The organism is Micromonospora yongxingensis, assembly GCF_052601155.1.
The window spans coordinates 20,525-46,099 of record NZ_JBQXEO010000021.1; the positions used below are offsets into that span (position 1 = coordinate 20,525).

Sequence of the window (25,575 nt, forward strand, 5' to 3'; positions counted from 1 at the left end):
CGCTCACGCTTCTGCCATATCGATGAGGCCGCTGGGTGGGCAGGTGGGCAGAGCGATCCAGCCCTCGGTACGGGCGGCCGCCCGCTGTTCGTCGTTCGGCCGGCTGGCCTTCCCGATCGCCGCGGCGCGCGCACTCAACGCCGCGATCACCGAGTCGAACGCGTCGTGGCTGCGCCGGCACAGCGCCTCGAACGCTCCCAGCTCCAGCCACGGTGCGGCCGCGCACAGTGCGGTCACGAGGTCTGTGTGCTGGACCTGCTGGCCTCGTCCCTTGTAACCGCGGTGCGTCAGCCCCCAGCAGTTCAGGGCCGCCGCCGGGTACACCTCGACGATCTTGCCGCCGCCACAGCGATCGACGTCCTGCCCGTCGGCGGCGAGCATTGCCAGCAGGCCGGCGCAGCGAAGAGCGGTGTGCGCGATGCGATCCGCTGCCACGCTGAGCGGAACGATTCCGGTCTTCTCGCGCACCACCTCGTCTGTGAGACGGTAGGCCATGCGACGGCGCCACTGTGCGCCCTCGCCCCCTCCGTCGGCGATGGCGACGTGACCGGACTGGTGGGCCGCCATGAGCGCGACGAACGGTCCCGGCCATCCGAGCGGGCAGTCCAGCCCGGTCTTGTCCGCGTGCTGGCTGGCCTTGACGATGCAGGCGTCGCTGACATCGACTATCAGGTCCCGCACCACCGCACGGTCCGACAGCCACTCGATCGCGGCCATCGCCGTGCGCTTGTCCGCTGCTGCGAGATCAACGCCGAGGGTCAACACCACAACCACACTAGATACGCCGGACCCGATCGGACATGATCCGATCGATGATTGTTGCGCGACGTTCAGCTGTGGCGGCGCGCCTCCGCCCAAGCTGCGGCGGCTTGCTGCCCACGCCGAGGATGTCGCACAGGCACGACACGATGGCTCCTACATTTACGGGAGGAAGGCGTCGGATGACTTCGATTGCAGGCGACACCGAAGTGGCTACGGTCATGGCCGAGCTGATCACGCGGCGGTCTGTCTTCCATTCGGAGGCCGACTTCCAGCACGCGTTCGCCCGGACCTTACACAGCCTGCGACCCTCGGTCGAGGTTCGGCTGGAGGTCAGACAATCCGGGGGCGAACACCTCGACCTGTTGTGCTTCGGACCGCTCGGACGCACCGCCATCGAGTTCAAGTACTTCACCGCGCGGTGGGACGGTATCGACCCGACAAGCGGCGAGCAGTTCCAACTGCGGGCACACGCGGCCGACGACGTGGCCCGCCGCAACTTCATCTTCGATGTCGCCCGGCTGGAGGGATTCAGCGCTACCGATCCCACCCTGACGAACGGGCTCGCGATCATGCTGACCAACCATCAGGCGCTGTGGACCCCGCCCAGCCGATCACGACCCACGCGCGACAAGGACTACCGCATCCACGAAGGCCGTAATCTGACCGGCACGCTGCGCTGGGGCGTGGAAGGCAACTACTACACGGCCAACGAGCGGCATCTCACCGGCACCTATCAACTCGCCTGGAACGACTACACGAACCTCGAAGGCCGGAACGGGCAGTTCCGCTGGCTTGGCATCGACATCTGAGCGGCACGCTAATTCCGGGCAGGAGGCCCCATGACGCAATGGAACGCGCTGAGCGAAGCCCTCGCAAGAGGTGAGCCGTCCGTTCGACTGACGTGGCCAGAACTCGACCGCATGGTCGGCGGCCTGCCACCCTCCGCGGCACGACACCGCGCCTGGTGGTCCGGCGACCGCCCGCACGTCCGAATCTGGCGCTCGGCTGGCTACACGCTCGGACACCTGGTCCTTGGAGAAGAGATCACATTCCTCCGGACGGCGAACCATGAGGACGCAACCGATCAGCCCGCTGCCCCCACCTACCGACCGGACCAAGCCGCTCGCCCCAATCTTCTTCTTCTTGCATGCGCGCAAACCAAGCGCGAGGTGCCGGCACCCGCACGCCAGCTCTACACCTCTCCCTTGTTCCGCAAGGGGTGCACTTACGCCGAACATCTGGGTGTCCCGTGGTTCATTCTGTCGGCCGAACACGCGCTTGTGACTCCAGACCAACTACTGACGCCCTACGAGCGGTACCTCCCCGACACGTCGGACAGCTACCGAGCCGCGTGGGGCCTCTGGGCGGTCGAACGCCTCGACCTCCTCGCCGGCCCACTGAGGGGACTCGTTGTAGAGGTGCACGCCGGGGCGGCATACGTCGGTGCCATCGCCTCTCACTTGAGGGCCAAGGGCGCCCACGTCCTCGACCCGCTGCGCGGCATGGCCATTGGAGCGCGGTTGCACTGGTACGACTCACAACTGACGACCGACGTCGTCGGGCCCACTGCCGAGCCGGGCACCATGGCCGACAACCTTGTCGAAGGCCTCACCACTGACGAGGCCGCGGTCAGACCGAAGGAATTCCTCGCCTCCCAGGGCGCTTACCTGAAGGTCCCTGGCCTCTATAGCTGGTGGGTTGACGAGACCGGTGCCGCCGATCTGTCTCGTGGGCTCCAACTTCCAATCCCGTCCGGATTGATCTACGTAGGCCTGGCCGGCGCTACCCGCTGGCCCAGCGGCAAGCGGTCCACGAACACACTCTGGTCCCGCATCGCCGGCATGCACCTCGGCGGAAACCACGAGTTCTCCACCTTCCGCCGCACGCTCGGCGCAATCCTGGCGAACGCCGCAAACCTAGACCGCATCGACGAGAACCACCTCACCACCTGGATGTACGACCACCTGAGAGTCATCACGGTGCCCTGCGAAGACGCGGACACCCTTGGCAGGCTCGAGGAGGCCGTACTGGGGGAGATGGACCCGGCCCTGAATTTGAAAGGCATGTCTCGGACGGCTATCCGGGCTCGCATTACGGAGCTTCGGCGCAGGTACACCTGAACCTCCGTCTCCGCCGTGTGAGGGAACAGCGAGGTGTCGGGGCTGAAGTTACCTCTGGTGGGTCGGCGGCGGGGTTGACGCAGCCTGCTCTCCGGCGGCGTCCGTCCCGGATGCGCCCCAGCGAGATTTGGGTTGACTCCCGGGCTGATGATCAGGCTGTGACGTCTGGAAGATTCTTCGGGCAGGATTTCGTTGCGCGCCACCGCGAGCAGTTCGGCAGCCTGCCCCCCGACCGCCGCCGGCTGACCTTCGACATCGCAGTCGAGCCGCAATACCAGCAATGGCGGGACTGGTACGACGAGCAGCTCGCCCTGCTCCCGTCCTCTGAAGCGGAGCAGCTAGCCGGGAGGCTCTGGAAGGACGAGTTCTTCTGGCCCGTGACGATGGAGTTGGCGGCAGGCGCCGCATTGCGGTCGGCCGGATATCTCGTAGCGTACGAGCGCCAGTACGGTGGCTTGACACCGGACTGGACGGTGCTAACGCCTGACGACGACCCGATCATGTTCGTTGAGGTTCACACCGACCAGCCTCCACGAGAGACGTTCGCACGCCAACGAGCCTGGAAGGCGCTCGAACAACGCATCGCGAAGATCCCTGTCGGTGTCGTGCTCGTCCTCAAGTCCGGCAATATGCCGCCCAAAGCGCCCGACGCCGGGACAGCTAAGAAGGTCGCCCAAGAGGTACGCGACCGCCTGCTGCGGTCCCCATCGACCTCCAGTATCACCGCCTACGGATACACCTTCCTGGTGCTCGCCAATCGCTTCGGCCCAGTTGCCTCAGCCGACGGACTATTCGCACAATTCGCAGCACCGAGTGGAGTAGCTGGTCCTGTCGATGCCGCCCGGCTAGCGCGGGCGGTCAACGACAAGGTGCGCAAATACGCGGAACTGGCGGCCCGCTACGACGTTCCCCTCGTGGTCGCTGCCGGTGCTCACCGTTTCACCAGGGTGGGCCTGGACGACGTCGACAGGCTCATCGCTGGCGAGCCGACGATTAGCTTCCAGTTCAACATCGGCGACACGTTTATTGGCGCGCAAGAGATCAATATGGCTCACCCGCCGCGTTGGGTCATGCCCACTGACCTCTCCGCGTTGCTGTGGATCGACAATCAGCCGCCCTTCGCAACAACAGCGCGGCCTAACCCGCATGCACGCCGAACGCCGCCCGACCGCCTTGCCGCGCCCATGAGCCCCACTCCCTGAGCCTCGTCTTGCCCAGCGCTGCTCTCCCGACGACGGAACTGGCGCATCAGTGGGTGCTACGGCTGGGGATCCGTGAAGCCGGCCAGCAGGTCGTCGTGCGCGGTGTCGGGCATCCCCGGACGCTACCGGCGTGGACCCTCATCCGCGGCCCCGCACGAGCCGTCGTGGTCGTCGCGGCGTCGGCAGCGGCCGGGCCCGTCAAGCTTGGCGTCGCACCAGATTCGGGTACGCAGGAACTGCTGATCCTCCTCGCTGAGGGTGGTCTCGCCGAAGTCGATGGCGGTGACGTGGCCGAGCGAGTCGCGTAGGGCTGCGGCCAGGATGATGGCCCCGTCGAGGCTGGTCAGGTTTGTGGGAAGGTGGATGATCCACCGGGGTGCGGTCATCGCTGCCACCGGCTGTTCGGTGAACCTTGATCCGCGTGGCGGCAGTCGGTGTGCCGGGACTGCCACTGCCGCAGCGCCTGGCGGATGCGTTCGGCCTCAGTGTTCGCCGTGGTCAGCTCGCGGTGCAGGCGTTCGAGTTCGTCGGCTACGCGGTTGAGGTAGTCGTGCACCTGGGCGGGGTCGAGGCCGCGCCAGCGGGTGTCGAACTCGGCTGTCCGGACGTGGTGCGGGTGCATGCGGTTCCCGGTCACATAGATCATCGCTGCGGCGCTTCCTGCTCGGCGAGCAGCCCGCGGATCTGCCGGTCGGTGAAGCCGCGTTGGTCGAGGACCCGACGGCCCCAGCGGTGCAGGCGGCAGGGGTGGGGTGCGCTGTCGTCGCGGCAGCGTGGGCCGTCGGCCCACTGCTCGACGGCGTGAACGGTGACCGCCTTGACGGCGAAGCCGATGTCTTCGGCGGTGACGTAGGGTGGTAGGGGTAGTTCGCCGAGGACCTCGTCAATCGAGTCCATGTCCCTCCTCACGTATTGGGTGGCGCCGAGGCGGGCGGGGTCGGACGGTACGACCGCGCGTCCGTACCGACCGGAGCCCAGCACCCACCCCGGGCCGTCATCGCAGGGTTGTGGATCAGTCAGGCAGGCCGTATGACATGCGCGAGGTAGCCGGTATGCACCGTTCGCATGCGGTGGTCTACCGACTGTAGATGCTTTTCCGATGGGCCCGGGGGGGTGCCTTACACACGGCAGGCGGACCGACATCGAATGGCAAAAGCCGCGAGGATCGTCGATATACGTGGTACGTATACCGCGAGCCCGCGGAACGGTTTGAATGGTTAGGCTCGACGGAGCGCAATGGACACAGCCACCCCCGCGAACGGCGAGGTTGCCGGTGACACCTACGAACTGCCCACGCTGTGGGGGACGCCTGGCCCGGGACAACGACAGCGGGCGCTGCGCGCCCTGCCAGGCCGCTGAACGCGACCGGCTAAGCGCGCCCCCGGTGGTGCCGGCGTCATTCTGGGAACACGAGCCGGTGCGGCTCGCACTCGCGGAGCGGCACCTCGGGCGGGTGATCCGGGCGTACCGGCACCACCCGTACCACGGGCGGGCGGCGTTGCCGCAGGCCGTGATAGCGGGATGGTTCAGCATCACGCAGGCGCAGCTGAGTCGTGTGGAAAAGGGGCCGCGATTGGTTCACCTTGATCGACTCACACACTGGGCGCGGCTCCTCCGCATCCCCGCCGAGCGCCTGTGGTTCACGCTCCCCGATTCGGATCAGGAAGCAACCAACGGCGCGGCGCAAGGAGATCAGCTTGCTTTCCGCGGCTCGGAGGGACGATCCGCCCACGAGCGCGGTCGGCAGGCTGACGAAGGGCGGCGTGCCTTGCTCGCCGGGATCGCGGCCGTCGCCGCCGGAGCGGGCCTACTGGGCCGTGCTGCCTCCACACGTCATCGGCGGATCGGTAGCGCCGACATCGTTCGCCTGAACGCCATCCTTGAGCTCTACCGATCAGTCGACTACGAGTGCGGCGGCGGATTCCTCTACCGAGAGGTCGACCGATTCGCCCACGCGGTGTTCGCGCTGCTCGACTCGTCACACTCGGAAGCGTTGACGCCGGGACTGGTCGCCTCCGTCGCCGCCGCGCGGCAGTTGGCTGGCTGGACTGCTCTCGACGCGGGTCGACACCCGGATGCCCAGCGCCACTTCATGGCCGCAGAGCGGGCGGCTCAGACGGCCGACCAGGCCCTACTACTGGCCAGAATTCGCTACTGCCAGGCCCGGCAGCTGCAGCATCAGAAGCAGAATCGGGACGCGCTGGCCACACTGCAGCTTGCCCGCGCCCAGCTCGGGGCAGCGGGGACGCCGGGAGTGGCAGCCATGCTGTTCGGTGCGGAGGCCGCTTCGCTCGCCGCGCTCGGCAACCGGCCGGCCGCCCTGTCGGCGCTCGGCAGGGCGAGCGAGGAGTTCGACCGCATTATCGCGGACCGGGAACCGGAGTGGATGCGCTTCTACGACCGAGGCGAGTTGCTGGCGCAGTACGGCCGCGTCTACCGGGACTTCGCTCGGAATGACCGGAAGTACGCCGCCGAGGCGGTGCACTGGGTGGACGAAGCCGTGGCGGCACTCGGTCCGCAAAACGTCCGCAGCACTCTGCTGAACGAGATCGGCCTGTGTAGTGCCCTGTTCCTCGCCGACGAGCCGCAACGGGCCCTGCCCGTGGGCGCCCACGTAGTCAAGCACGCCGGGAGACTCAGCTCCCGAAGGGTCATCGACCGCGTCCGGAACCTGCGGCGAGACCTCGCCCAGCACCACAGGAATCCCGACGTCGCAGACTTCGCGCGCGTCGTCGCCACCATCGCGCCCACTGCCGCATGAGTGAGACGGGCCGTTTCACGCAAGCGGCGATGACGGCTGCCTTGCACCAGATCGCCGATGACCTGAGGGTGCCGGCAGACGACGCACAGCTGCTGCGGCTGACCAACAATGCGGTCTTCGCTCTCCCTGCCGGGGGGATCGTCATCCGGATCGCCCGCTCACATCGGCTCCACGACCGCGTAACCAAAGTTGTTCAGCTCGCGCAGTGGTTCGCCCAGGTCGACGCCCCGACCATCCGACTCGCACCGGGCCTCGGGCGGCCGGTACAAGTAGGTGATCTGATGGCCTCAACCTGGCAGTACGTGCCGCCGACAGTGCCGGCACCAAGAGTTGAGGATCTTGGCCGGGCGCTGCGAGAGTTCCATGCCCTTGGCGCTCCGCCGTTTCCGCTGCCCTCGTGGGACCCGGTCGGAGACGCTCGCCGGCGACTCGCCGATGCGGAAGGGCTCGCCGAAAACGACCGCGACTACCTGCTCGACTGGTGCAACCGCCTCGAACCACGAGTCAGCTACCTCAGGCAGCATGCGGCAGGAGGACTTGTTCACGGCGATGCCCACGTAGCCAACCTGCTACGCGCACCATCGGGTCGCATCCTGCTCTGCGACTTCGATGCCACGTGTCTCGGCCCCTGGCAGGTCGACCTCGCCGCGGTCGCAGTCGGTGAAGTTCGCTTCGGTCGGACCGGATCACACGGAGCGCTGGCAGCCGCATACGGCCACGACGTCACCACCGACCCAGACTGGCCACTACTACGTGACGCACGCGAGCTAAAGATGATCGCGGCTGCCGCACCGCTCCTAGCCAGCTCGGCGAACGTGGCGGGTGAATTTGCGACCCGACTCCTGTCAATCAGGAACGGCAATCCTCACGCCCGGTGGACACCCTTCGCCGAGCTGACACAGCCAACGGCCATCGGCGGACGGTGAAACTCCTGCTATTTGACAAGATTAGAAGCAGAATCCTGCTGCGGGGCGACGAGCTGCAGGACTGCGTGCAGCCTCCTCGAAGTGCGAGTGCAAACGAAGCAGCACCTCGGCGTCGAGGGCGGCGTAGGTCACCTGGCTCTCGGTGAGAGGTCGCCGGGTCCAATCCCCGGCCTGCTCCCTTTTATCGAGCTCCACGCCAAGCTCACGCACGCAGACTTCGCGAAGGCTGTGGCCACTAGCGGCGCGGCGGAGCCGGCGCGACACATCGCGGGTATCCAGCACGGCATCCAGGGTGAAACCGTGCCGGCCGAGGACTTCGCGCTCGAATGAGGCATAGTGGATCAGCTTCGTCGTCTCGGCGCTCGCGAACAACCGGCCGAGAGGCTCCAGATCGGGAAGCTCGAGCGCGTCGATAAGGTAGGTCGCCTCGCGACCCGCTACCTGAATCAGGCAGAGCGTGCGATTCGCGAGTGTAGTTTCGACGTCGAGGCCAACGACGGGTTCGGACACCAACGCAGCGACCGCTGCCTCGAGCTGCGGCAGCGTGCGCACCCAGCGCATCGGTCGACCATTCTCTCGACGCAGGAGGGGCAGCTCCGCGAGGGTCCCCTCGAACTGGGCGATGCGCTCCGCGTCGCCAAGGCTTAGCGTCCGAACGCCATCAGGCAAGCGAGCTAGACTGGTTTCGGTCCCTGAGAGCCACCGCCAGGCACCTCCGACATCGAGCAGGTAGCCGGCGACTACCTCGCGTTCGACCCACGGCGGCATCAGCGGTTGGAACTTGCTGAGGCGATAGCTCGGGAGCGATTCGCCGACCTGTGACCAGAGGCGGTCGTTCTCCCAGAATTCGGGCTCCGCCAGCTTGGTGAGCGCATCGCGGAACCGGCGCCTATCAATATCCTCACCCCGCACCTTGATCAAGAAGTTGTCAGGGATGACCTTCCACTCTCCCCCGACCGCTTCGAGCGCGTATCGAAGCGTCGCATTGATGCGTCCTCCGGCGAAGGTCCACCAGCGAATCTCCCCCTCGTCGAACTCGATGCCTCCACGTTGAGAGTCGATGATTTCGCGCATGGAATTGCGATGCTCGGCGAGCACCGCCCACGCCGCGTCGTCGAGGTAGGGAAAGCGCTCATCGCTCAGGAGCGCCGACAGAATGCGCTGGCAGACGTCGTAGCCGAGGAACTGCGGGAGGAAGCCACCCCACGTGGGCTGGCGTCCACGGGGGGCCGCTTCGACGACCACGCGGCGATCCTCGTGCCGTACTTGAAGGACGGCCCATGCGCGTCCCCCGAGCAGGAAGCTGCTGACGCCATCAACGAGTCGGTCGACGAAGGCCTGGTTCAACGAGCCGAGAGGCTGGCCGCCGGCGGTTTGTACCGTGTAGGTTTGCGGGCTTGAGAAGACCGCGTAGAGCTCCATGAAGTTCTTGCGCCCGAAACGACGTTCCGCTTTCGGCCCGAGGACCAGCCGGCCCCCTACGAGCCGCAATGCACCGTCCCGTACCATCCATTTCAGTAGACGATCGTATTCGGCCCGGTGAATGCCTTGGAAGTCAGGTACGCCCGCCAGGTGCTCCCAGGCATCGTCGGCGGCGATCCCGTCACTCGCCAGCGCCATAGCAAGCAGCTGGTGAATAAGCACCGGCCAGCAGCGGCGCTCTACCTCGACCGCTTCGACCCAGCCGGCCTTGGCCAGCTCGACCAAGGCGATGGCCTGCAGTACGCCCTCGGTCGTCTGACAGAAGAACGTGGTGTTGGCTGCTTGCCCTGCTCGCCGCCCTGTTCGCCCCATGCGCTGCAGGAACGAACTCACGGTGTCAGGCGCTTCCGCCTGCAGGACCCGATCGAGGTCGCCGACATCGATGCCCAGCTCCAGGGTGGAGGTGCACACGATGCAGGCGTCGCTGCCGTGATGAAAGCGCTCCTCAGCGAGCTGGCGCTCTTCACGAGACACAGCGCTGTGGTGGACGAACACGGCGGTGCCGTCGCGCCTCATGTACTCGGCGACCGCCTCCGTGGTGGAGCGGGACTGGCAGAAGAAGAGGCTCTTCTGCCCCGTCGCGGCGCGCGCCGCGTCACGGGAAACCTCTGCGAGATTCTGGCGATGGGCAACCAGGACCTGCCGACGCCCCGGTTGCTTCGGAGGGCTGACCACGCGTCCCGGCCGATTCGATGTGCCCTGAAGCCATGTGAGAATCGCCTCTGGGTTGCCAACGGTCGCGGACAGCCCCACCCGCTGGACGTCATGCTTGGAGATGCGCGCCAGGCGTTCGAGCACGCTCATCAAGTGGGCGCCCCGGTCGGAACCGGCCAACGCGTGGACCTCATCGATGACCACGATCCGCAGATCGGCGAAGAGCTTGTTCTCGTCCACACGCGGCGATACCAGCATCACTTCGAGCGATTCCGGCGTCGTCATCAGGAGCTCGGCAGGCTCCCTGAGAAACTGACGGCGGGGATGATCTGGCGTGTCGCCGTGCCACACGAAGCGCCGTAGGCCGACCATCTCGGTGTAGAGCCCGAGTCGGTCAGCCTGGTTGTTCAGCAGCGCCTTGATGGGCGCGACGTAGAGTGCGCCTACCCCTTCCGGCTCGTTCTCAACCATTTGCGAAAGGATTGGGAACATCGACGCCTCGGTCTTGCCGCCGGCGGTGGGTGCCAAGATGACCGCGTTGTCGCCAGCAAGCAGTGCCTCGCCCGCCTCTTCCTGCACCGGACGCAGGCTCGACCAACCAAGCCGGGAAACGATCGCCTGTTGCAGGCGCGGTGCGAAGCTGGCGAAGACGCTCACCACACATCCTCGGTCGGCACCAACCCGTCCGCCTCGTCATCGAGGTCGACGAGTCGAGCGCCGGAAAGGACATACTGCTCCTCAGTGCTGAGCTCCTTGGCCTGAAACCCGTACTCAGACATGGGCTCGTAGTCCGCATGTTCCTCGACCAGGTCGAGCTGGGTGACGAACTCGCGCAGGAACTGGCGCGGCACCACGCCGACGTCACCCTTGAAGCCCGCGGTCACCTCCGCCACCAGCCGCTCCACGAAGGCCGTGCTGATCTTTTGGTCGAGGCGGCCACGGTCCGACGTGGGGAACAGCTCGCGAAGACGAAGGGCGACCGACCGAAGCCGGTCGGCGTCGAAGGGGACGAGCTCGAGCTGGGCCTGTCGCAAGCTAGCGAAGCGGCCCTGCTTCAGGAAACGGATCCGGTCGTGAAGCGGCGCGAGGCCAGCGACGCCATGCCGCGTGTCGAAGAATTCCGGCGTGCCCGTGAAGACCCACGCCATGCCCGGATAGCTGCCCGCTGCGTCGGCAATCTGCCGAATCCCGTTCAGCGACTTGTGCCGCGAATCCGAACGCATGCGGAGGATGGTTTCGGCCTCGTCGATGACGATGATGAGCCCCGCGTAACCGGCAGCCTTCACGATCTCGAGCACTCCCCGGAGGTAGTCGAGAGCATCGCGGCTTTCAATGTCCCCCTTGATGCCGGCGGCTTTCTTGGCCGATGCGGCGACGTTGCCGCTGCCGCACAGCCAGGAGATGAGAGCTCCTGCCTCCGCGACCTCTCCCTTCTGCTTCAGCTCGAAGATGGTCTGAATGACGCGAACGAAGTCCTGGGGCGCTTGACCGCCGGTCATGGCCGCGAGGTCTTCGTCGAGGCGCTTCTGCACCTTGGCGTCGAAGGCGGGGTCCGAGTCGTCCTCTCCGGCCGCGACGAGGCTTTCCTCCACGCGGCCGATCCACCGGTCGAGGACGTCGCTCAGGGCTCCTCGTGAGCACGACGCGGTCCCAAGCTCGGTCAGCACCTTGCGATACACATCGTCGAATCGGTGGAACTTGAGATCATTGTCAGATACGACGACGAAGCTGGTCGCGAACCCCCGAGCCTGCGCATCAAGGAGCGCGAGGCGCGCCATGAAGGTTTTGCCGCAACCGTAGCCGCCGCGGAGGAACTTGACGGTGCCCTCGCCGCTCCTCGCGAAGTCGAGCTGTCGATGCAGTTCTCCGCGTTGCTTCTCGATGCCGACGGCGAACGCGTCGATTCCCCGCTCGGGCACGAGGCCCTTGCGTAGCGACTCGAAGACGTGCTCGACGTCCTTCTGGGTCAGTGTGCTCATCCGCTTCCCTCACGTACGTATCGCTTCACTCCGGCCACGACGGCGATGCGCACGTCGAAGGGGGCCTTCTGGGCATACGCCTCGAACTTGATGGCGAAGCGCCGCAGGCCACGCGGGCCGCCCAGCATCGCGGCGGCCTCGTTCTCCGTGACCGTGCCGTGCGCCGCCAAGTGCTCGAACACCTGCCGGACCCCCGACTCGGGGAACTGCTCGAGCCAGCTCGCACTGCTCGCCCCGACGCTCGCTGCTGGTGCGGGCGGCGGTGACGATGGCCCCCGCGTCGCCGTGACCGCGAAGCGCGCATCCGGTACGCACGGCACCACGTCCGCCTCAGCGCTCGGATGGTGGATCTCGATGAGCGCACGCGCGTCGACGGCTCCGGAGAGTCGGAAGAAGAGCTCGAAGCGTTCACCGACGGTCGCGACGACCACGCCGCCCGCGATCCGCGCCTTGCCGCGTGTCTGGCAAAGCTCGACCTGCACGCCCTCGGCGTCAGGGACCCGCAGCGCGAGCTCGACATCCCTTGGGTTTCCGAAGTCCAACGACCGCTGCGCGAGGACCTCGACCTTGGCTTCGATGCAGTGCATCCCCGCCACGCCCTCGCTGGCCTCGGCTTTTATACCGTACTGCACGCTGCTCCCGCCGGCGGCCGTGCGATGCACCACGGTCAGCACCGGGATGACGCGCTCCTGCAGGCTGTTGCCGCCGTGGACAAAACTCATGGACCGCCGGCCGGTATGGAAGACCGCCGTGGTCTCCGGGAACATCACGTGCCCGTTCACCCCCTCGTAGCGGAGGTCCGCCAGCGCGACCCTGACCTCTCCCGCGTGATCCGCCGCCACCGGCGAGAAGACATGCCTTCGTTTCGGATCGATGCGACGACCATGGGCTTGGGCGGATGCGGCACTGTCGTCCAGCAAGAGGAAGCCGTGGTCGCTGGTGAAGACGAAACGACGCACGCCCGCGTCTCGAAGCAGACGCCAAGCGGCGCGCAGCTTCTGCATGACGTGGTCGAACACGGCGGGGCCGACACCTTTCTCGCCGGCGTTGTCGATCTCCTGGCTGTGTACGACGACCAGTCGTGCCTGGGCGACCGAGCGCTTGAGCGAGGTGCTGTCGCGGCTGACCACCTCTTCGAGGGTGAGCCATGGACACGTGCCACCGCCGACCCGGTCGTGCATGGCACGCTTGCGCGTTTCAGGGTCAGACACACGAAACTCGCCTGTCTGAAAGCCCTTAATCCCCCCGGTGTCGCTCGCCATCGAAACGTGCAGACGACCGTTCTTTTCGACAGGCGCGAGCACGTTCATGCCCACCTCGGTCACGGTGGGGAGCTCGGCAAGCCGGGGTTTGAGCAGCACGGTGGTGGCCGGGGTGCCTTCCATCTGGCGGTAGAGCTCCTCGCCCATCTCGAACCGCAGAGCGTCGACGACGAAGTATGCGGTCGTTCCGGCTTCCTGGGTCAGCGGCTTGACCACCTCATCGAAGAGCGTCCGCTGCTGTTGCGAAGCGCCTGCAAGGAAGCCATGTGCCTTGCAGAGCGCATTGAACTCGCGCGCCCAGGCATCGGCCCACACGCGCCAGGCGCGGCGCATCCCATCGAGGCGCGTCCGCAGGGTCTCGAACTCGGGCAGCTGCGGGTAAAGCAAGGCCGCCCGTCGTTGCTCGAGCTGCCGATGCGCCTGATCGACGGCGGCGCCGCGCTGGACGTAGACGCTCACGGCGGCTTCCAGGCCGCCGCCGGCGCTCGTGCTGACCCCCAATCGCGCGCCCGCACGCGCGATGGCCTGGCCGAGACGGGCCGCGTCGCGGACGAGCTGCCACGCGGACTGCCGCGTGGGATCGTCTCGAAGCCAGAACGAGGCGCTTGTGGGCTTGGTGTCCACACGCAGCTCGGCCCACTCAGCAGCGAGGTCGTAGTTCGCGCGCTCGAGGGCTGCCAACGCAGCCTTGAGGACTTTGTCCTCTTCGAACCGGAACGTGTCGACCTTGCCGAGGTCTTCGGCCCGGGCCGCCTCGACCTCATCGGCGAGCAATGCCTCGGTTTCATCTGCCGTCCGCTGGTAAAAGCCCGCGTGGCGCTCCCGGAGATGGGCCGCCACGGCGCGGCAGCTCTCGATGACTGGGCGCGGCAAATCCGTGGCGTGGTCAAGATGTGTGTCAACGGGCGCGCGCTTCAGGTCGTCCACATACTCCACGCAGAGCGCCCAGCTTGCTGCGGCGAACGCTACATCCTCGGCGCGCGGTCGCGAGGGCGGAAGCGTGGTTTCGCGCCAGTAGGCCGGGAGGCCGACCCAGGCCGCGAGACGTTCCCAGAGAGCATCCTCGTCGTCGAGTTGGCGGATGCGTTCCGCGAGGAATCCCCCGGTGAGCAGATCGTCGAACACGGCCGTTGGTTTCATCGCCCGGAGCTGTGCTGCGGTGCCGCCTTCGGCGTCGTCCAGCAGTGCGCTCAGCCAGGCATCGGCCCCCGCGAGCGTCATGTCGGGCTGCGCCTTGAACGAGGCAATCTGATCGGGGCGCACCCGTCCCGCGGCGGCCTCGGTAATGAGGGTGTCGAGCGCCTTCCGGTACCGCACGCCGGCCGCGTAGAGCTCGAAGAGCGGTGTGCGGCGCACGGTCTCCTCGGTGAAGCCCGGCAGGTGGATGACCAGCGGCACCTTCTCGGTTCCGGCAGCGACCCCGTCAAGCGCCATCATCAGGGACAGGTGGCTGCCTCGGAAGGCGTGGACCTCGTAGGGCAGCGCCCCGGAGTCACACAGTGCCTTGAGGCGGTCGACGAACCCTCCGTAGTGCCCGGCCTGGTCAAGCCACACGACCACGCCCTGCCGGCGCACCCACGAGCGTAGGTCCGCCTCGAGGATTGCGGACACGGGGCCGCCGAGCCCTCCCATCGATGCCTGGGGTGCTGCTGCTGTTGTCGTCACGTGCCGTCCTCCTCGCTTTCCTCAGCGTCGTCGAAGGCGTCTGCGTCCCGACCGTCCTCGTCCTCGAAGAGCTCGACGGGCGGGATGAGGTTGGCAAGGAAGGTCTCGCGCTTGCGCACCTCCTCGGGGTGCCCCGCCTCGAACGCCGCGCGGGCCTCGGGCTCGTCGGGGGCGAGAATGCGGAGCTCGGCGCCCTGCTTCTCGGCCAGGCGAAGCTCCATTTCCCATATGGCCTCGGCTTGGGCCGACCAGAGACCCGTCTCGAGGATGCGCATCTCGGGGACGAGCCTTCGGCTCTTGCCACGTCCCATGCGCCGTGTCGCCTCCCTCTCGACGCTGGTGAGGGCGGACTCGGGCTGGTCGCGCAAGAAGGCGGCGCGGTGGGGCTCGTCACCAGTGTCGCCCAAGTCGCGGCCACCCGGGCGATAGGGTGGCTCCTTAATACGGTAGTCAGGGTCGATCTCATCCTGGAGCCGCAACTCCCACGCCCAGGCGAGCTCGGGATGATAGCGCCAGAAGCAGCCATGGACAACGCCGAGGCTCGGTTCTTGGATGCATTTCTGGTCGACCCGGTTGGGCCAATAGCGCATCGCCAGGTGGGCCCAGTCGTAGTCCTTGCGGCCGCTTGCGGCGGCAAGCTCCTTCCACCACTTCTTGGGATCTTTCCACTGGGGCTCGAGCAACGGCCACAGTCCAGCAGCGTTGATCATCACGCCGTCGTCGAGGTTGAGGGCGTAGCGGGCGTCCCGCTCGCGCGGAGGGCACTTGTTGTCGGTAGGCGGCCCCCCCCGGTCTGCGCACTGCTCGACGCCGGCGATGAACGCCTGCAGCTCGTCTCTGGTCTTGAGCACCCGGTCATATTGCCGCTCGGCGGCGCGGGCGGCTTTATTGTCAGCGCTGTCGCGGGCGGCGCGCAGGTCGGCCAGCTCGCCATCAAGGCGGGTGAGAGCCGGCACGAGGTGGTCGGCGAGCAGCACCCGCAGGGTCTGCTCGGTCATGCGGTGGATGTTCACCAAGGCCATGAAGGTCTTGCCTGACGATGAGAGCGGCCAGTGGATGGGCCGATTCTCGTACATGCCCTTGTGGACGTCCTTGAAGAAGTCGAGGGCCAGCCAATCGCGCAGGCTTCGCTTGGTGCCGTTCACCGGGCCGTACTGGGCCCAGGCGGCGTGCAGCGGCGCGGCCGCGGGGTGGCCGAGGCCGTCGCGGCGATCCTCGGCGTCGAGCGTGGTGTCGAGGAAGAGGATGCCGTGCGGCAGCGCGTGCGAGAGGTCGGCAGTGGCTGGGTCGAGGATGCCCTCGGCGGCGCTGCCGGGAGGGCTGAAGCGGCCGAGAGCGACGCCGAGGGCGAAGCTCAAGTGGTCCGTGGGGAGCTCCGGGTCTAGCTGCTCGACGTACTCGGGAAGCGGCGCGCCCTTGGGGCGATCGACGGCGGCCTGGGCCCAGTCTTGGGCGTGACGCCAGGGGGAGGGGCCGGGACAGCGGAACTCGACCGAAGTTTCACGGTGAGATTCATGGAGGGCGAAGGCCCTCTCCAGACGGGTGAAGATGACCTGAGCGCCGCCAATTTCTAAGATTGGAATGCGGGCAACATCGCCAGCCGTGAAGTGAATGGTGGGGTTCAGTGATGCGGCGACGTAGCGCGCAACAGGCGAGTTGAGGAGTGCAAGCGCCTCAGCTCGAGGCACGCCGAATAGGGATCGCCCCTCCACGTCGAAAACCGAAGCGAAACGGATCGCCCGCGCAGAGAACTCGGCACCTTTTGTGTTGTATGCAACACCCTCACGATAGTAGTAAGCCGCGCCTTGGCCATACCGAGCGCTCAACAGGGTCCCGTACGCGGCATGGTGCGGTCTCGCAAACCAAATCAGGTAAGATAGGGGCTCAAACCAGCGAACACCAGCCGCACCCTTGACATATGCCTTCCAAGGCTTCAGGTCGTTGACGCATGGCTGGAAATTGCGGTTAGTGTCTATCGAGCCGGTTCGCACCTCCCAGGGACGACGCAAAAATCGATCATTGTTCCCAGTCTGCAGTCCGATGGGTAGAGCGCCGGCCTTCCCGATCAGTTCGCCGTTGGTTACTCGTCCAAGTAGCTCACTGCCCCACCAGTAGACCAATGGCCACTCCGGGACGACCTTCAGTGCGGCCGGGTCGAAGGTGCGGCGGCCCTCGTGGCAGAGGGTGGCGGCTCGCTTGCGTTCGGTTCGCTCCGCGTCTCGTGAGTTGTCCTCTCGCAGCGTCGGAGAGAGTGCCTTCGATTCCTTGATCGAGGCGGCCCGCGCGAACACTGACACGGCGACACTCACGACCTCGTCCGGCACGCCCTCGAAGGCTCCACGGTCGAAGTCGCCGAGCGCCCGCAACCCGTGTGTCCCCAGCAGATGCTGTCGCAGCCGGGAGTATTGTTTGATGAACATCCAGTTGCGCATCGTAAGCATCGCCGAAACGCCGCCGTCCCGCACCAGCTCCAGCCCACGCAGCAGGAACGCCGCAAACAGGTCGGCCTTGCCGAGCGGGTACGTCTTCTCGACATACGTCGCGTCCGCCATCTTGCTCGTGCCCTGGTACGGCGGGTTCGCCACCACCAGGTCGTAGGCCCCCTCGCGCACCAGCCGAACGAAGCGCACGCCCGCCGCGAGCTGCTCACCGCGCAGCCGCAGACCAAGGTCATCGCCGCCGGTGTGCTTCGCTAGAAAGCTCTCCAGCAGGTCGAGCAGGGTGGCCTTAGCCTCGTCGCGACCGATAGCAACGCGCTGGGGCTGAGGCTTGAAGCCGCTGAACAGGTCACCCTGCTCGGCGATCGCCCGCCCAAGCACCGCCTCGTGTCGCTCCAGGGCCTCATCGACCGCCGCGTCTACTTTGAGCAGGCTGCCAAGATGGTCGGCACCGCGCATGGCGTGGATCAGCGTGTCGGTCAGCCCGCCCGGGATGCCTGTCTCACGCTCGACCTCCCGGCGCAGCTCGACTAGCGCTGGATCGTCGTCGGCCAAGCTCGCAAGGCGTAGGTTCGACGCGACCAGGTTCAGCCGCTCGGGCCGGGCGTCGGGGGTCACCTGCCGGGCCTTGAGCCACAGGGCCGCCGCCGCGATCTGCACCGCCCGCGGGTCCAGGTCGATGCCGTGCAGGTTGTGGGACAGGATGTGTTCGACTATGGCCCGGTCGGACCAGCGCTCACCACCGGCCTCGCCCCGATGCCGGGCTTCCTCGCGGTACAGCGCCAGCAGCAGGTCGAGCGCCACGACCAGGAAGTGCCCCGAGCCGGCCGCAGGGTCGAGCAGCTTCAGCTCGCGCACGGTCTCGGGCGCCTGCGCCACGGCGTCCTCGGGAATCGGTTGCGGCACATAATAGGCCCAGCGGCGCTCGGCCTCGGTGTGCAGCGGCATCAAATCAGTAAGCGCGATCTCGCGCGACGTGCGCTTGGCCCGCCACTCCGCCCGCCGCTCCTCCAGACGGTCCAGCGTGCCGTCCGCTTGCACCTCGGACTTCCACCCGTGCTTTTTGCATATGGCAAGCCACATCGGCCCCAGGCTGTTCTGGAGCAGCCAGTCCACCATGTAGCGCTCGGTGAACATCTGCGTTTTACTGGCGATCTCGTGCGGTTCGACTTTGCCGCCGCCATTGAGCTTTTCGTCGAGCGCCTCGCGCTCGGGGTCGTTCCAGTATTGGTAGACCCACCCGAGCGTCATGTCGTCGGTCCAGCAGGTTTCGAGCGACTCGGCGTTGAGGGCGTCGACGACATGCCGGAGCGTCGCCGCCGGGATCGAAAGGAGGTCGGCCACACCCGCGGGCCCGTAGAGGCCGGGCAGCTCGGTGGCGAGATCCTCGAAGGTCAGGCGCAACAGAAAGGCATAGCCCTCGGTCTCATCGCCACGCACGAGCCCCGGCGCGAGCTGCCGGAAGTCCTTGTAGGCGCGGCTCTCCCAGCCACCGGTCACCACGGCGGGCGCACGAAGTTGTTCGCCCGAGCGGCCCGGCGCCTCCATGAGCCGCAGCAGCACCAGCCGGTTCAGTAGCGTGTAAGCGGCCTGCTTCTCAGCCTCGCGGCGGAAATCCTCCGCTGACCGGCTGGACTTAGACCTGGCCTTGGTGGCGCCCTGTGCTCGCAGCTGCTCGGCCACCCACGCCTCAAGGCGGCCTCGCCGGGCGCGCGCAGCCTCGTCGAGTCCTGCGTCGCGGGCGTGCACCGAAAGCCGGTAGGCCATCTCGGTGGCGGCGTGGAGGTCCTCCAGCAAGCGAGCACGTAGGGAACGGATGGTTATCGAGAGCGCGCGCTTGGCGTCGGAAGTCATGGGCATGGTCGTCGTCCTCCGGTCACAGCAGCCGCACGCGCGCACCGGCGCGGACCTGCTCAAGCAGGCGTTTCTTGATCTCGTCCACGAGCGCCTGCACGTCGGCCTCTGTCGCCACCTCTCGATTGCGGAGTTGCAGGTCGACCCGGGCAATGAGCGGCTTCTCGCCCTCGCTCAAGATCCCGTCGAGGAGGTCGTTCGCCTGGTCCTCGGCACGCCGAAGCTCGAGCACGAACGGGTCCTTCAGGGAGACGAGCGGTGGTGCGATTGCGTCGGAGGTAGTGTCGACCACCGCCAGCGCGAAGGGTCGGAGCACGCGGTGTGATTGCTCGCCTGTAAGGGTGCTGAAGCCGTCACGCGTCTTTAGGTGGGCGCGGGCGGTCTCCGCCTGCTGCTCTTGCCACTGGAGCAGCCGCTGCCTCTCGGCGAGGTAGCAGTTGCGGATCTCGGCGAGGTCCTCATCAAGCGCACCGATGTCGCGCCAGGGCCGCTCGGCCTCGAGCTGAGCAGCAACGCGCTTCGCGGCTGCCTCGACCTTGGTGGACTCGACGCCGAGGTCTTTAAGCTGAGTCGCCTGATATGCGAGCACACCATGGGCGGCTGCGACGGCCCGGATGGCATCGGCCGCCAGCTCCGCGTCGTAGATCTGCAGGAGCTGGACGCCGTCTTGCAGCGTGTCGAGGTGCTTCTTGACCAGCTTAACGGTCGGCTTGGTCTGCCGGCAGGTGCGGATACATTGCTCGAGCGCCTCGCCGAGCTTGCCAAACACAGCGGGCCCCTCAAGCGAGCCTGGGAGCTGGTTGAGCCGGCCCTGTACGCTGCGGAGCTTCTGAGCGAGCTGCGGGAAGTGCTGGGCGACCGCGTCGGCGATGGCGTGGTCTTCGCGATCCATGCGGTGCCTGAGGCGTTCTTCGAAAAACTTGCAGATGCGCGCCCGCGCCTGGAAGCCGATGTCGTCTTCGCCGGCCGGGAAGATCGTTGCGCGTCGGAAGGAGCGGTCCTTGTCGAAGAGGTCGCGCACTCCCGCGTCACGAATGGCGGTGATTTCATTGCCGGCATCGGGCTGCAGACGCACCTTGCTGGCGCGGAGCAGGCCCGCGACACAGGCCTTCACGACGTTCGCCGTGTAGCCGTAAGGTGGGCCGCCGAAGTGGGCAAGGAGTGTCGTCCCGCCGAGACCCCCCTCGGATTCGATGTGCTCCTGGATGCGGCGCGCCACGACGCCGCTGCACGAGGGGACGTAGCGTCCGGAGTCGAGCTCGAGGATGCCAAGGTCGCCTGTGAGGAACTTAGGTGATGGGCCCGAGAGCTCGGCCCCGACGAGCTGAAGCAGTTCGGAGGGATGGACCTGCGTGGCTATGAAGTGCGGGAACAGGTCTGGCAGCACCCGGTTGGCCATCGCGTGGAGCGCTACGGCGAACGACGCTCCTTGCTCCTGGGGCGAGATGCTCCGCCCTCGGAAGTACATCTTTCCGGCCATCCACGCCGTCGCGATGGCGTCCCGCGCGAGCTTCTCGAGGTCCTCCGCACGGTTCTCCTCCTGCTGGAGCAGGATCTTGCGGGCGGGATTCAACGACTCGCGGCGCGGCTTGTACTTCTTCACCATGGCTCGCGAGCGGTAGAGCTCGCGCGTGTGGTGGTCCACGTTGTCGCTGTCGCCGCACAGCCAGACGAGGCGGTCGTGAAGGGCGCTCTCGCCGCTCTTCTTCACCCAAGTGCTCTCAGTGCGCTCGTCGTGGGCTAGGAAGCGGAAGTCGACACGGGCGGCAGCGTCATCGCGTGGGTCGACGAGGTTGATGTCGTCCGCGCGGCGGCCGTCGGAGAACTGTCCCGCCCAAGGGAATGGCCGTCCTTGAAGCCGCGGGCGCTCCGGAGCGGCGAGGAGAAAGGTGAGCCTGTCCTGCACGATATCGCTGATGGCTTCGCGCGGGACGCCGATGTCGCGGCGCTCACGCTCCCACTCTTCGCCGGCTGAGGACTGGACCTTGTAGCCGTGCTTTTCCGAGTACCCGAGGAGGTTCCTGCGGCGCAGCTCCTCGAGCGCCTCGGTCACGGCAGCCAGATGGTTGCCACGGTCGACTCGGTCGTAGAGACACTGCGCCACGAGTTTCGCATCGGTGGCCTGGGTGTCCTGAATGAGCTCGAGCAGTGCCACCGCCTTGGCCGCGCGCACCATGAGCCCGTCCCCATCATCGCTGCACTGGCTCAGCACGCGGGCCATCGACGCTTGCACGTCGGAATCGAGCGCAGTGTGCTGAACTTCGTAGATCCGGTCGAGGGTCACGAGCGCGCCCACCGGCTGTTCGGCGAGCTTCTGGTCGCGGAACAGCTCACCGAGAAGCTGGAGCAGGCCGCGGATGGCCTGGTCATCGCCCTGGGCTCGGGCGGAGCGTGTGCGCAGGGCGCTAGTGATTTGCAGGATCAGGTCGATCTGCCCGGGGAGCATCGGGTAGACCTCGACGAACTCCTCGGGGGTCACCGACTCACAACCGTAGGCATACAGCTTGAGGTCGGGCCGGTGGCTCTCGAAGAGCGCGCGCAGCTGTCCCTCGGCGGCGGGTCGCTTCTGGAGGAGTCGCTTGTGGACGACATCCCGGATGTTCGTGACCCCCAGATGGACGCGGAGCTTTGGAGGGAAGCGGTCTTTCGCCCACACCAGGAAGGAGTCGTCCGCCTCCTCGTCGAGCTTCTGCTGCCCGAGCGCCAGCAGCCAGGCTTTGCCGCGGAGCGTCGAGCCGATGGCGGTCGCGAAGGCGCGCAGTCGGTCCACGCGGTCTTTGTTGGATAGTACGTATTGGGAGACTTCGTCGACAACGAGGAACAGCGTCGCGCGCGGGCGGCGGAACTGAAGCATGTCGCGAATGGCCGCGACGGCCTCCTCAGGCGACTCGGCGCGCGCATGGGTGCCGCCGCGGCTGGTGAACCAGCTCATAGGGTCGGTGTACCGGTCGGGGTACATCACGCTCATAACGAGCGAGAAGTCCTCCTCGGCCAGCGCCTTGTCCTTAACGCCGGCCCATGCCGTGCCAAGTGTCTCCTGAACCGTCTTCTCGAAGCGAGCCCACTCGCCGTCGCGCTCGAGGCGCAGCTCGAAGTCCGCCACGAGGGGCTCGGTGCTGCAGTAGCCGAGCCGTCGCTGGACCTGCCGAACGGTCGCGGCGTGGATGTGCTCGTTGTCGCGCGCGATGCCTCCGATGTCGAACACGACGGCCAGCGGATCGATCTTCTGGCGAAGAACACGCCATGCCTCGCGGAGCTCGGCCGACTTCGGCGACGTGTCCCGCTGCAGCCACGCCTCCGCGAGCGAGCCTCCGTCCGGCAACGCGACGCCATCGAGGGAGAGCCCGAGTAGCTTGGCGAAGCTCGACTTACCGGAGCCGTAGAAACCTGAGATCCAGGCGTTGGGGAGTTCGGGCCCGCCTGCCTTGTCGAGCTCCGCGGCGATGTTCGTGAGCAGTCGGACGTACTGCTCGTGGATGCCGCTCGGCACACGACGACGGTTCGGGTGGTCCTCGGGCCAGCCGCCGGTGATGATGTACTCGGAAACCTCGGCGGCGAGCTTGTCCGTGCCCTGCTCGTGGAAATACACAACCGGCGGGATATCCCGCGTGACGTCAGAGAGAAAGAGGTCGCGAATCAGCATGTCGTCCCTCATGGATAGATCCGAGGCCGGTAGTCGTTGTCCGGATTGAGAATGCCCATGAACGAGAGCCCTGTCGGGCCTCGCCGTTCGCCCGGATAGAGCAGGACTACCGGCACATTTCGCGTCCTGCCGTCGAGGTGACGAAGAAGGGATGATGATCGAATGAAGGGATACAGCGCGCCCGCACGCCCAATGAGGGCCACCGTCCGGTCAACGGTGTCCGGGTGCTTGTCGGCGTACTCACAGATCAGGCGGCTGCAGTCCGCCGCGATCCCGTCCGGCCCTTCGATGAGCGGCGAGAGCTTCGACTTCAGGTAGTTCAACCCGCGCTCCGGTTCGATGCCGGCCATACGCTCTTCCATCTGCACGACGCGGTCGACCCACTCCCAGCCCTGGGCTCTGACACGGTCGAGAAGAAGCTTTTGAAGGCTGATCGAAATGACCATCCAGCCGTTTGCGACGAGGTCTGCGGTCAAGCGTTGCACTTCGCCACGGAGCTTGAACTCATCGGGCGGGTCGTACTGCATGATCGCAAAGCGGTAGTTGCGCATTGTGCTGATGCGCGGGCCAGCCTCGTGGATGAGATCTCGGCGCAGCGCGGCGAACGCCTCTTGTAGGGGAGTCTGTTGGAACAGGGGAAGGCTCACAGTGCAGCTCCAGCCAGGCGCGACTCGTCACTGCGGAGGTTGACGTCGGCCCACATCCGCAGGTCGCGATGCCTCCAGCCGAAGTCGATGAGGTCGCCCTGCCGCATGAAAGCGAGCCCAGGGAGCCCGCGCAAGCGCTCCTCAAGGATGGCGCCCTCCAGGCCGACTGAACTGGTGTACGGGTTGTCGAGGAGACTTCCCTCAAACTCCGTCTCACGCAGCAAGTACATGAGGTATTCGAGTGCTTCATCGGGCACGCGCGGCAGACCAATGGGGCGCGGGTCGCGGTTCGTGGTGACCAAACCAGCCGAGTACGTCGCGGAGAGCAGCTTGCTGGCGAACTGGATTCGCATCGACATCGTCCAGCGGCCGGGCCTTTGCTGTCCGACCCAGGCGACGACGAGATCACGAGTCACCTCGGACCGGGGCCCAGAGCGACGCTCCACCAGATAGGCGCCCGTGAACCGCCGATAGAGAGGGTCGGTGAGTTGCAGGTGCCAGTGGCAGATGGCTCTGCGTGTTTCCGGCGACATGTGTTGCCAGCTGTGGAGCGCGGCGAGCGCAGACGGAAACACACCGAATCGGGCACGCATGTTAGTGAGAAGCACCTCGACGCGCGCCAGACTCCGAGCGCCAAACCAGTACTCGTCGAAGGCCCGCTGGGCGTTCACTTTGGTCGTCTCGCCGGCGTGAGTCCAGAAGGCGCGCGAGTCATCGAGCTCGAGGGCACACTTCGAGAGGCGCGTGTGCACCTCCGTCGCCTCTCGTTGGCAGCCCGTCATGATGCTCTCATGTAGTGGGGAAGCGGGTAGGTATCGGCCGATGGGGCAAGCCCCGCGACGAGCTTCCGCACACGTAGATCCAAAGCGATCGGAGGGCTCCCCTTGAATCGCCGTCCGATCGGTGAAGCCACCGCATCAGCCTCACCATGTCCGATGACCCAGTCCCAGAACTGATCCCGGCACCAGCCGTCACTGACAATCGCCAGGCCCGGTAGCACCTCGTCCGGTGCGCGGCCCGAGCGCTTCAAATCCTGAAAACGCTCGTCGATTCGCTCGTCCAGCTCGAAGCCCAGACTGTAGAGTGAGACGATTCGGTCTGGGTCGTGGTCCTGGCGCCGCAACTCCGCGTCCTTCCGTCGGGCAGCCTCCCTCGCCCCCTGAAGCACGGCCCAGCGCCACGTGCCGGGCAACAGCCGGCGGAACAGATCCTCGCCGCCGTACTCAGAAATCAGATCGGAGCGCCACCAACCAAGCCGGCGGTCTTCTCCGGTCTCGCCGGCCCACGCCACCACGAGCTGCGAGGTAAGCGCCGTGTCAATGTCCGACATCGGATGTGGTGTTCGTTCGCTCCGGATCGGGACATCCTCGACATCGAACATGCTCATGGCGCGACCTTCTCGTTGTCCGACTCGGCCGCCCCGCCAGCCTCGATCCAGGCGTCGACCTGCGAGAGCTTGAACTTCCACAACCGGCCCACCCGGTGCGCGGGTAGGGACTTTGACTCGATCCAGCGGTAGACCGTGTCCTTGGCGATGCCAAGGTGCTTCGCGACCTCTTCGCCCGATACCCAGGGCTCATGCTCGTGCATTGTCCGGCTCCCACAGGGCGTAAGACGCGACTCCCGCTCGCGCCCTCGTCGGACGCGGCAAGAAGGTATCAGATCAGCAGGGAGCGTTGAAGCTCGGCGCAGATCGACGAGGCTCTGCCAGACTCGGTCAGGACATCTTGGCTTCTCCGGCGACGTCGGGCAGGAACGTCGCGGTCGCGACGTCTTCTCGTGGGCAGAAGAGCACCGAGTCATCGCGCTGCGCCCTCGGGGGCCCAGTGCAGCAGCACCAGCTTGCGTGTGTACGGCGTGACGCCGTTCCAGTTGTTCGCCGGCCACCGCTCGACAGCATGCCGAATGCCGTTGATCAGCGAGTTCGCCTCCCGCCACTCCCCGGTGATATCGAAGTCGAACACCTACTGGACCCCGCCCCTTCTTGCTGACCGACACGGGGATGAAGGACTCGCTCGGGCGGCGCCCGGGCAGGAGCTTCGAGGTCGGGCCGTACTCGCCGACCTCGAAGTACTGCTCCGGCAGGCAGAAGAGTGAACTGATGATCACGTTGCTTAGATCCGCGACGGAGGGGCTGGTCATATCAAACCTTCGGTCGGGTGTTTCAGGCCGGCAGACGA

The 25,575-nt window shown here is 66.4% G+C and carries 20 protein-coding genes; 6 read left to right on the forward strand and 14 right to left on the reverse strand.

Annotation, left to right across the window (positions count from 1 at the left end; translation table 11 throughout):
• Positions 1-3: 3 nt before the first annotated feature.
• Positions 4-765 (reverse strand): DUF429 domain-containing protein, encoded by a 762-nt coding sequence (locus tag ACTWLT_RS23110; protein WP_445320188.1) that lies wholly within the window; start codon positions 763-765, stop codon positions 4-6.
• 176 nt (positions 766-941) lie between these two features.
• Here ACTWLT_RS23110 and ACTWLT_RS23115 point away from each other — a divergent pair, with 176 nt between their 5' ends.
• The 3 genes from ACTWLT_RS23115 to ACTWLT_RS23125 all read left to right on the forward strand — a co-directional run bounded on the left by ACTWLT_RS23115 (position 942) and on the right by ACTWLT_RS23125 (position 4,084).
• Positions 942-1,571 carry a hypothetical protein gene (locus tag ACTWLT_RS23115; protein WP_445320189.1) on the forward strand — a complete coding sequence of 210 codons (630 nt, stop codon included), beginning with the start codon at positions 942-944 and terminating at the stop codon, positions 1,569-1,571.
• Between the two features lie 30 nt (positions 1,572-1,601).
• A complete protein-coding gene (locus ACTWLT_RS23120) occupies positions 1,602-2,882 on the forward strand; it encodes a DUF6884 domain-containing protein (RefSeq protein WP_445320190.1) in 1,281 nt (426 codons plus the stop codon).
• Between the two features lie 158 nt (positions 2,883-3,040).
• A complete protein-coding gene (locus tag ACTWLT_RS23125) occupies positions 3,041-4,084 on the forward strand; it encodes a hypothetical protein (protein WP_445320191.1) in 1,044 nt (347 codons plus the stop codon).
• Between the two features lie 122 nt (positions 4,085-4,206).
• Here the strand turns inward: ACTWLT_RS23125 and ACTWLT_RS23130 are convergent, their stop codons facing one another.
• From ACTWLT_RS23130 to ACTWLT_RS23140, 3 genes are read right to left on the reverse strand one after another with little or no spacing between them, the layout of a single operon-like run.
• Positions 4,207-4,470, reverse strand: coding sequence for a hypothetical protein (locus ACTWLT_RS23130; protein ID WP_445320192.1), 264 nt, complete (start codon positions 4,468-4,470; stop codon positions 4,207-4,209).
• Positions 4,467-4,730, reverse strand: a complete 264-nt coding sequence (locus ACTWLT_RS23135) for a DivIVA domain-containing protein (RefSeq protein ID WP_445320193.1) — start codon at positions 4,728-4,730, stop codon at positions 4,467-4,469. Before ACTWLT_RS23135 ends, ACTWLT_RS23130 begins: the two co-directional genes overlap by 4 nt.
• Complete coding sequence (locus ACTWLT_RS23140) at positions 4,727-4,981, reverse strand: hypothetical protein (RefSeq protein WP_445320194.1); 255 nt, start codon at positions 4,979-4,981, stop codon at positions 4,727-4,729. The genes ACTWLT_RS23135 and ACTWLT_RS23140 overlap by 4 nt, the downstream gene beginning before the upstream one ends.
• A 339-nt stretch (positions 4,982-5,320) precedes the next feature.
• Between ACTWLT_RS23140 and ACTWLT_RS23145 the strand changes: the two genes are divergently transcribed.
• The 3 genes from ACTWLT_RS23145 to ACTWLT_RS23155 are packed head-to-tail and all read left to right on the forward strand — an operon-like array spanning position 5,321 to position 7,771.
• The gene (locus ACTWLT_RS23145; RefSeq protein ID WP_445320195.1) at positions 5,321-5,443 is read left to right on the forward strand and encodes a hypothetical protein; all 123 of its coding nucleotides are present in this window, start codon (positions 5,321-5,323) and stop codon (positions 5,441-5,443) included.
• A 58-nt stretch (positions 5,444-5,501) separates the two neighbouring features.
• Complete coding sequence (locus ACTWLT_RS23150) at positions 5,502-6,845, forward strand: NsdA family TPR-like regulatory protein (RefSeq protein WP_445320196.1); 1,344 nt, start codon at positions 5,502-5,504, stop codon at positions 6,843-6,845.
• Positions 6,842-7,771, forward strand: a complete 930-nt coding sequence (locus tag ACTWLT_RS23155; RefSeq protein ID WP_445320197.1) for an aminoglycoside phosphotransferase family protein — start codon at positions 6,842-6,844, stop codon at positions 7,769-7,771. Before ACTWLT_RS23150 ends, ACTWLT_RS23155 begins: the two co-directional genes overlap by 4 nt.
• 21 nt (positions 7,772-7,792) lie before the next feature.
• Here the strand turns inward: ACTWLT_RS23155 and ACTWLT_RS23160 are convergent, their stop codons facing one another.
• The 10 genes from ACTWLT_RS23160 to ACTWLT_RS23205 form a co-directional block, all read right to left on the reverse strand.
• Positions 7,793-10,564: a DEAD/DEAH box helicase gene (locus tag ACTWLT_RS23160; RefSeq protein ID WP_445320198.1), complete on the reverse strand. Its 2,772-nt coding sequence runs from the start codon at positions 10,562-10,564 to the stop codon at positions 7,793-7,795.
• Positions 10,561-11,886: a BREX system ATP-binding protein BrxD gene (gene brxD, locus ACTWLT_RS23165; RefSeq protein WP_445320199.1), complete on the reverse strand. Its 1,326-nt coding sequence runs from the start codon at positions 11,884-11,886 to the stop codon at positions 10,561-10,563. Before brxD ends, ACTWLT_RS23160 begins: the two co-directional genes overlap by 4 nt.
• Positions 11,883-14,813 carry a BREX-6 system phosphatase PglZ gene (gene pglZ, locus ACTWLT_RS23170; RefSeq protein WP_445320200.1) on the reverse strand — a complete coding sequence of 977 codons (2,931 nt, stop codon included), beginning with the start codon at positions 14,811-14,813 and terminating at the stop codon, positions 11,883-11,885. Before pglZ ends, brxD begins: the two co-directional genes overlap by 4 nt.
• Positions 14,810-19,111 carry a BREX-6 system adenine-specific DNA-methyltransferase PglX gene (pglX, locus tag ACTWLT_RS23175; protein ID WP_445320201.1) on the reverse strand — a complete coding sequence of 1,434 codons (4,302 nt, stop codon included), beginning with the start codon at positions 19,109-19,111 and terminating at the stop codon, positions 14,810-14,812. The genes pglZ and pglX overlap by 4 nt, the downstream gene beginning before the upstream one ends.
• Before the next feature lie 16 nt (positions 19,112-19,127).
• Positions 19,128-22,760 carry a BREX system P-loop protein BrxC gene (brxC, locus tag ACTWLT_RS23180; RefSeq protein WP_445320202.1) on the reverse strand — a complete coding sequence of 1,211 codons (3,633 nt, stop codon included), beginning with the start codon at positions 22,758-22,760 and terminating at the stop codon, positions 19,128-19,130.
• The gene (locus ACTWLT_RS23185; RefSeq protein ID WP_445320203.1) at positions 22,757-23,395 is read right to left on the reverse strand and encodes a DUF1788 domain-containing protein; all 639 of its coding nucleotides are present in this window, start codon (positions 23,393-23,395) and stop codon (positions 22,757-22,759) included. The genes brxC and ACTWLT_RS23185 overlap by 4 nt, the downstream gene beginning before the upstream one ends.
• Positions 23,392-24,147 (reverse strand): hypothetical protein, encoded by a 756-nt coding sequence (locus tag ACTWLT_RS23190; RefSeq protein WP_445320204.1) that lies wholly within the window; start codon positions 24,145-24,147, stop codon positions 23,392-23,394. The genes ACTWLT_RS23185 and ACTWLT_RS23190 overlap by 4 nt, the downstream gene beginning before the upstream one ends.
• Positions 24,148-24,173: 26 nt before the next feature.
• Entirely contained in the window at positions 24,174-24,782 is a 609-nt protein-coding gene (brxE, locus tag ACTWLT_RS23195) for a BREX-6 system BrxE protein (protein ID WP_445320205.1), read from the reverse strand.
• Complete coding sequence (locus tag ACTWLT_RS23200; RefSeq protein WP_445320206.1) at positions 24,779-24,985, reverse strand: helix-turn-helix domain-containing protein; 207 nt, start codon at positions 24,983-24,985, stop codon at positions 24,779-24,781. The genes brxE and ACTWLT_RS23200 overlap by 4 nt, the downstream gene beginning before the upstream one ends.
• A gap of 209 nt (positions 24,986-25,194) precedes the next feature.
• Positions 25,195-25,359 carry a hypothetical protein gene (locus ACTWLT_RS23205; RefSeq protein ID WP_445320207.1) on the reverse strand — a complete coding sequence of 55 codons (165 nt, stop codon included), beginning with the start codon at positions 25,357-25,359 and terminating at the stop codon, positions 25,195-25,197.
• Positions 25,360-25,575 lie beyond the last annotated feature (216 nt).

Coding starts and splice junctions, on each gene's coding strand:
- ACTWLT_RS23115 (WP_445320189.1), top strand. CDS start 942: ATGACTTCGATTGCAGGCGACACCGAAGTGGCTACGGTCATGGCCGAG.
- ACTWLT_RS23120 (WP_445320190.1), top strand. CDS start 1,602: ATGACGCAATGGAACGCGCTGAGCGAAGCCCTCGCAAGAGGTGAGCCG.
- ACTWLT_RS23130 (WP_445320192.1), bottom strand. CDS start 4,470: ATGACCGCACCCCGGTGGATCATCCACCTTCCCACAAACCTGACCAGC.
- ACTWLT_RS23135 (WP_445320193.1), bottom strand. CDS start 4,730: ATGATCTATGTGACCGGGAACCGCATGCACCCGCACCACGTCCGGACA.
- ACTWLT_RS23140 (WP_445320194.1), bottom strand. CDS start 4,981: ATGGACTCGATTGACGAGGTCCTCGGCGAACTACCCCTACCACCCTAC.
- ACTWLT_RS23145 (WP_445320195.1), top strand. CDS start 5,321: ATGGACACAGCCACCCCCGCGAACGGCGAGGTTGCCGGTGACACCTAC.
- ACTWLT_RS23155 (WP_445320197.1), top strand. CDS start 6,842: ATGAGTGAGACGGGCCGTTTCACGCAAGCGGCGATGACGGCTGCCTTG.
- brxD (WP_445320199.1), bottom strand. CDS start 11,886: ATGAGCACACTGACCCAGAAGGACGTCGAGCACGTCTTCGAGTCGCTA.
- pglX (WP_445320201.1), bottom strand. CDS start 19,111: ATGCCCATGACTTCCGACGCCAAGCGCGCGCTCTCGATAACCATCCGT.
- brxC (WP_445320202.1), bottom strand. CDS start 22,760: ATGAGGGACGACATGCTGATTCGCGACCTCTTTCTCTCTGACGTCACG.
- brxE (WP_445320205.1), bottom strand. CDS start 24,782: ATGAGCATGTTCGATGTCGAGGATGTCCCGATCCGGAGCGAACGAACA.
- ACTWLT_RS23200 (WP_445320206.1), bottom strand. CDS start 24,985: ATGCACGAGCATGAGCCCTGGGTATCGGGCGAAGAGGTCGCGAAGCAC.